This is a genomic window from Streptomyces phaeochromogenes (genome assembly GCF_001418655.1).
GTDB lineage: Bacteria > Actinomycetota > Actinomycetes > Streptomycetales > Streptomycetaceae > Streptomyces > Streptomyces phaeochromogenes.
This window is the reverse complement of the sequence record NZ_LIQZ01000262.1, coordinates 1-5,057: the sequence shown is the minus strand read 5'-3', so window position 1 is coordinate 5,057 and position 5,057 is coordinate 1. Positions and strand designations below refer to the sequence as shown.

Annotated in this window: 2 protein-coding genes and 1 pseudogene; all 3 read right to left on the bottom strand. The window is 69.8% G+C overall.

The genetic code is table 11. The features are described from left to right. Positions 1-280 (bottom strand): annotated as a pseudogene (locus tag AOK17_RS31070) (PDZ domain-containing protein); the annotation flags it as partial. 392 nt (positions 281-672) lie between these two features. Beyond that, positions 673-2,559, bottom strand: a complete 1,887-nt coding sequence (phsA, locus tag AOK17_RS31065; protein WP_055615907.1) for an O-aminophenol oxidase PhsA — start codon at positions 2,557-2,559, stop codon at positions 673-675. Positions 2,560-2,700: 141 nt separating this feature from the next. Next, positions 2,701-4,887 (bottom strand): germacradienol/geosmin synthase Cyc2, encoded by a 2,187-nt coding sequence (gene cyc2 / locus AOK17_RS31060; protein WP_055615906.1) that lies wholly within the window; start codon positions 4,885-4,887, stop codon positions 2,701-2,703. Between the last annotated feature and the right edge of the window lie 170 nt (positions 4,888-5,057).

The window sequence follows — 5,057 nt, the reverse complement described above, 5'->3', positions numbered from 1 at the left end:
GGCGGTGCGCCGGGCCGGACCCCCCCGGCGCACCGCCCGCTCCACCCGCCTCCTTCCGCAGGTCGGCCAGCTTGCTCATGCCGATCACCGTGGCGCCCACGGTGCCGAGGCCGATCCCCGACAGCACGAGGACCGCCCCGACGAACAGGCTGAACAGCAGGGTCATGAGCCGTCGCCCGCGTCGGCGTGCGGCGTGCGGGCGGCGGACCGTGCCGGGCGGACGGCCGCCGCCGGGCTCCCGGCCCGGCATCGGCTTGGGACGCAACGCGGTCTGTTCCATGGGTGATCGCCTCCGGCCAGAGCCCTACCCTCCGCACCGGCGCGCCACGATCCTCGAACGGGTGATGCGTTTCTTCCCTGCTCGACCGGCCTGTCCACCGACTTGCCCACCGGTCTGTCCACCCGTCCGTCGACCCGTCCGTCAGCTCTTCCGGCTCTCCCGGCCGTTCGCCTGAGCCTCTTCGACGGTGGCCAACAGGCGCGCAGTCCGGCCAGGTCGCCGATCCGGGGCCACAGTCCGCGACCGGGTGGGGTGCGCCGGCCGCGCGTTCGACGTCGCCGCCGGCACCGGTGGGCGTTCGGCACGACGCTCGTGATGACGGCCGCCGCGCCGAGCCTCGCTTTCTGAGCGCCCGCACCGGGCCGTACCGGGGTCGGCGCGAGGACGTGGAGTCAGCCCGTATGGCCCTCGTGGCCGCCGTGCCCCGCGCCGTGGTCGAACTTCAGCGCCTCCTTCGGCATGACGACGAAGGGCCGCATCATGCCCATGTCCTCGTGCTCAAGGAGATGGCAGTGATACATGAACCTGCCGTACGCCCCGTCGAACCGGCCCATCACCCGCAGGATCTGTCCGCCGGGCACCCGGAACACGTCCTTGTAGCCGCGCTCGTTGGGCGCGAGCGGCAGCTGCGTGCCGGGGTCGAACGCGATCGGCGCGCGTGTGCCGCCGATCGCGGGGTCGAAGCCCGACACGTCGTACGCGTCGCGGCCGAGCAACTGGAAGTCGGCCAGGTGGATGTGCATGGGATGGACGATCGGGAAGAGGTTGAGGTAGCTCCACTGCTCGTGGCTGCCCTCGGCGATGGTGAAGCCGAGCCCGTCGTTGAACGTCCGTGCCGTACGGCGGTACGTCTTCGTCTTCCCGTCCGGGCCGGTCAGCTGTATGACGCCCTCCGTGGGGACCTGGACGTCGCCCGGGTCCTCGACCTCGGCCATCTCCCAGATCTCCGGATGTCCGCCGCCGCCCTTGGTGGCCGGCGGGGTGAGCACGATGAGCCGGTGACCGTGCTCGACGGCGTGCGTCAGCCGGCGGAAGGACCCCGAGAGCACCGCGGGCAGTTCGAAGGTGTCCGCGCCGGTCTCGTCGGCGCACTCGCGCACCCGGAACTCCATGACCGCCGGATAGCGGACGCCGCCCTCCGGGTCCGGCACCCCGGGCGCCTGCCGGGGCCCCTTGTTGACCAGGCGAAGCTTCCGGCCCGCGAAGGCCCGGAAGTCGACGAGCAGATCGAACCGCTCGGCCGGAGCGGCGGTCAGCGTGGGCAGCGACTCGTCGAAGTCGACCGGCACGGGGCGCGGCAGCAGCCCGCCGTCGCTGCCGATCTGGTGCATGACGCCCGGTACCACGTTGTTGTCCTCGTCGACCAGGACGAGGTCGTAGATACGCGAGTTCGACGCGTTGACCAGGCGGAAGCGGTACCAGGCGGCGTCGACGTCCGCGTACGGCCAGATGCGGCCGTTGACCGTTGTGTACGGGCCGGAGAAGGGGATCGAGACCGGCTTGCCCGTCTCGGGGTTCTTCTCCTGGACGATCACGGTCTTGTGCAGCAGGCGGCCGTTGAGCCGGCCGTCCTCGTCCGTGTCGAGGTTGCGGTCCGCCAGCAGCAGCGGTATCTCCCGCTCCCCGGAGGGGAGATGGAGCGCGTCCTCCTCGTCGTCGCGGACGAGGTACGTGCCGTACAGCCCCGCGTAGACGTTCCACCGCGTGATGTTCATGGCGTGGTCGTGGTACCACCACTGGACCGCCTGGTGGTCGTTCGGGTACTCGGAGAGCTGGGCGTCTCCGTGGCCCACGGCGTTGTCCGCCCAGCCGTCGTTGCCGCCGCCCGTCTGTGCGCCGTGCAGGTGGGTCACCGACCAGGCGGGCAGTGCGGCGACGTCCTTGTTGGGCTCGACGCCCCCACGGCCCGGCTCGGTGGTGGCGGGCGGGGTGCCCGGCGGGCGGAGCGGCACCTCGACGGCCGTGACCGGGTACTCGCTCTCCCTGGGAATGCGGTTCGTCCAGGCGATCCGGACCCGCTGTCCCCTGCGGACCTCGATGGTCGGGCCCGGCACCGAACCGCCGTACCCCCACATCAGGGTCGGCGGCAGCTGCGGGTGCATGCGCACCCAGGTCGGCCTCAGCGCGATCTCGGTCTCCTGGAGGACGTCCCCCGAGCCGGGCCGCAGCACCGGCGGCACCGGCAACGGGCTTACGAACGGCTCCAGTTCCCCCGCGGCCCGTACCGCATCCCCCTCGCTCACGAGCTCCTCGGTGACCCTTTCAATGATGTCGGTCAACGTTCGAACACCCCCGTGTCCCGTGGTCTGTTCCCTCACCCCGGAAGACTCCCGGCATCACGCCGATAGTTGCCTGAATGCCCCATTCCGTACGAGAAGTTCCGGAAGCCCCGTACGGAAGGTGAAGTTTCTTTTGTGCCGTCACAGGACTGCCGTCGAGGCACGCTGCCAGGTGGTGGTGAACGGCGGGCTCGGCAGCCGGCCCGGTACGAAGCCATGGGCGCGGCGGGCCAGGTCCGCGGCCCCGTAACGGCGGCAGTCGTAGTGCCACTTGAGGATGCCGGCCATCCAGTTCTGCAGCTCGACCACATAGCCCTCCAGGATCTCGCGGGCCTCGTCGGAGAGTTGGAAGTCCTCGTAGAGCAGAGGGAACTCGTTGGCGGCGACGTGCTGGAACTGCTTCATGCGCTGGGTCATCAGGTCGTGGACGACGCCGAGGGCCGTCGGGTAGTCGCAGCCGAAGAAGTTCTGCACGACGAGGATCAGGTTGTGCACCTCTCCCTCGTACTCGATCTCCTTCTGGTACGAGAAGACGTCGTTGATGAGCATCCCGTAGTCGATCGCGGCGTTCTCCAGGGAACGGACCGGACCGCTGCGGTAGACCTCGGGCGGCACCGCCGGGCCGTGGCCCAGACGGCACAGACTCTTGGTGAGGTCGGAGCCGAAGGTGGCGCGACGCATCTCCAGGAAGTCGACGGGGTCGGGGATGCGGTTCTGAAGCTGGTTGGACAGCTCCCACACCCAGCTCTCGGTCATCACGTCCACCGAGGCCCGGAAGGTGCGGCGCGCGTCCAGGTCCATCGTGACCGTCGTGCGCTGCCACAGGTCGGCGAGGGAGCGCTCCATCGCGTTGGCCGGGGGCGGGATTTCCTCGCCCGCGAGGGGCATGCAGGCGGACAGCCGCTCGGTGCACAGCTTCGCCGCGGCCACGTCACGCCGGTGCCCGAACACCATCGGGTAGTAGTCGTCGCCGTACGTCCCCCACACGAGCCACTGCGCGCTGAGGTCCAGGGCCTCCGGCGTACCGTCCGGGTCGAGGCCCGCCGAGCACAGCGGCAGGTCGTAGGCGGCGAGCTTGTCCTCGTCCCAGACGCCCTCCTCCAGGATGCCCATGCTGTGGGCCCACGGTGTGATGCGCTGCCGGGCCCCGTCCAGATCGGCGTTCAGCCGGACCTGGAACGGCATGTAGAAATCGGGGAGTTGGGAGGGTCCCACCTTCTGGTACGGCACATGGGTGTACGCACGCAGCCGCTCGGCACCGGCGGCGGCGAGCAGCGCCCCGACGTCGGCGGCGGAGGTGCCCGGACCCGTGAGGCCGCTGAGTGGTGAGGTCGCGAGAGCCCCCTCGTTCATGTAGCGACTCGACCGCAGGTGCCACTCGTGGCCGCCCGACTGCCAGTCCTGCAGCCCCTGTGCGTACGCGCCGATCGCCCGGACCTCGTCCGGCGTGAGGCCCTTGTCCAGGGCCAGCGCGGGCACTTCGGTGAGCGCCGTGTGCTCGAACTGGTGCAGCCGCGAGGTGAGGATGTCGTTGACCGTGTCGGCGGCCTGCTGGGTGGTGCAGCCGAAGAAGGTCTCCAGGACGAGCACGCCGTTGCTCAACTCGCCCTCGTCCTCGACCTCCCGCTGGTACGAGAAGAGGTCGTTGCGCAGGTGCACCGCGTCGGAGAAGGTCTCCATGAGCACGCGCAACGGCCGTGAGCCGGCGACGGGTTCGGGCACCTCGGCCGTCGCGAACTCCACCAGCCCCGCGGACCAGGGGGCGCCGCCGACCTTGCGGCGCATCTCGATGTACTCGACGGGGTTGGCGATCCGCCCCTCGTTGATGTTGGACAGCTCCCACATCGACTCGTTGAGCAGATGCTCGGTGGACTCGGCGAACCGCTTGCGCCAGCCCAGGGACATCGAGGGGACCGTGCGCGCCCAGAGGTCGGCGAGTCCGGCCTCTACGGGATTCAGCGGCTCCGGCACCGGGGTCGACAGGTCGAGCGGCATGAAGAGCGGGAGCCGGTCCAGGTAGTCCTTTCCGCCGGAGCGGTCCTGGCTGCGCTTGAAGGTCTCCAGGAAGTGGTCGTCGAAGAAGAAGACCCACACGTACCAGTCGGTGATGAGCGAGAGGGCCGGTCCGTCGCACTCCGGATGCGTGTACGCGCACAACAGGCCGTAGTCGTGTGCGTCGAGGTCGGCCTGCTCCCAGATACCGGAGCCCTCCAGCATGCCCATTCCGCGCGCCCACTCGCTCGAATGGGCGCGTGCCTCGTCGAGATGCGGGTTCAGCCGCGCGGGGTACGGCATGTAGAAGTGCGGGAGTTCGAACGGCTGCGTCATGGACCGGCCCTACCCGCGGCCTTCCACGGGCATCCGTACGGCGGCACATGATCGCACCATCGCGTGAACGGATGAGTGTCTGGGGGCGGTTCGGGGAAAGGTGTGCTGTCCTGCGAGGCCCTTTCTCGCCCCCGCCGCCCCTACCCAATCCCGTCCCTTACTCAGGGGCT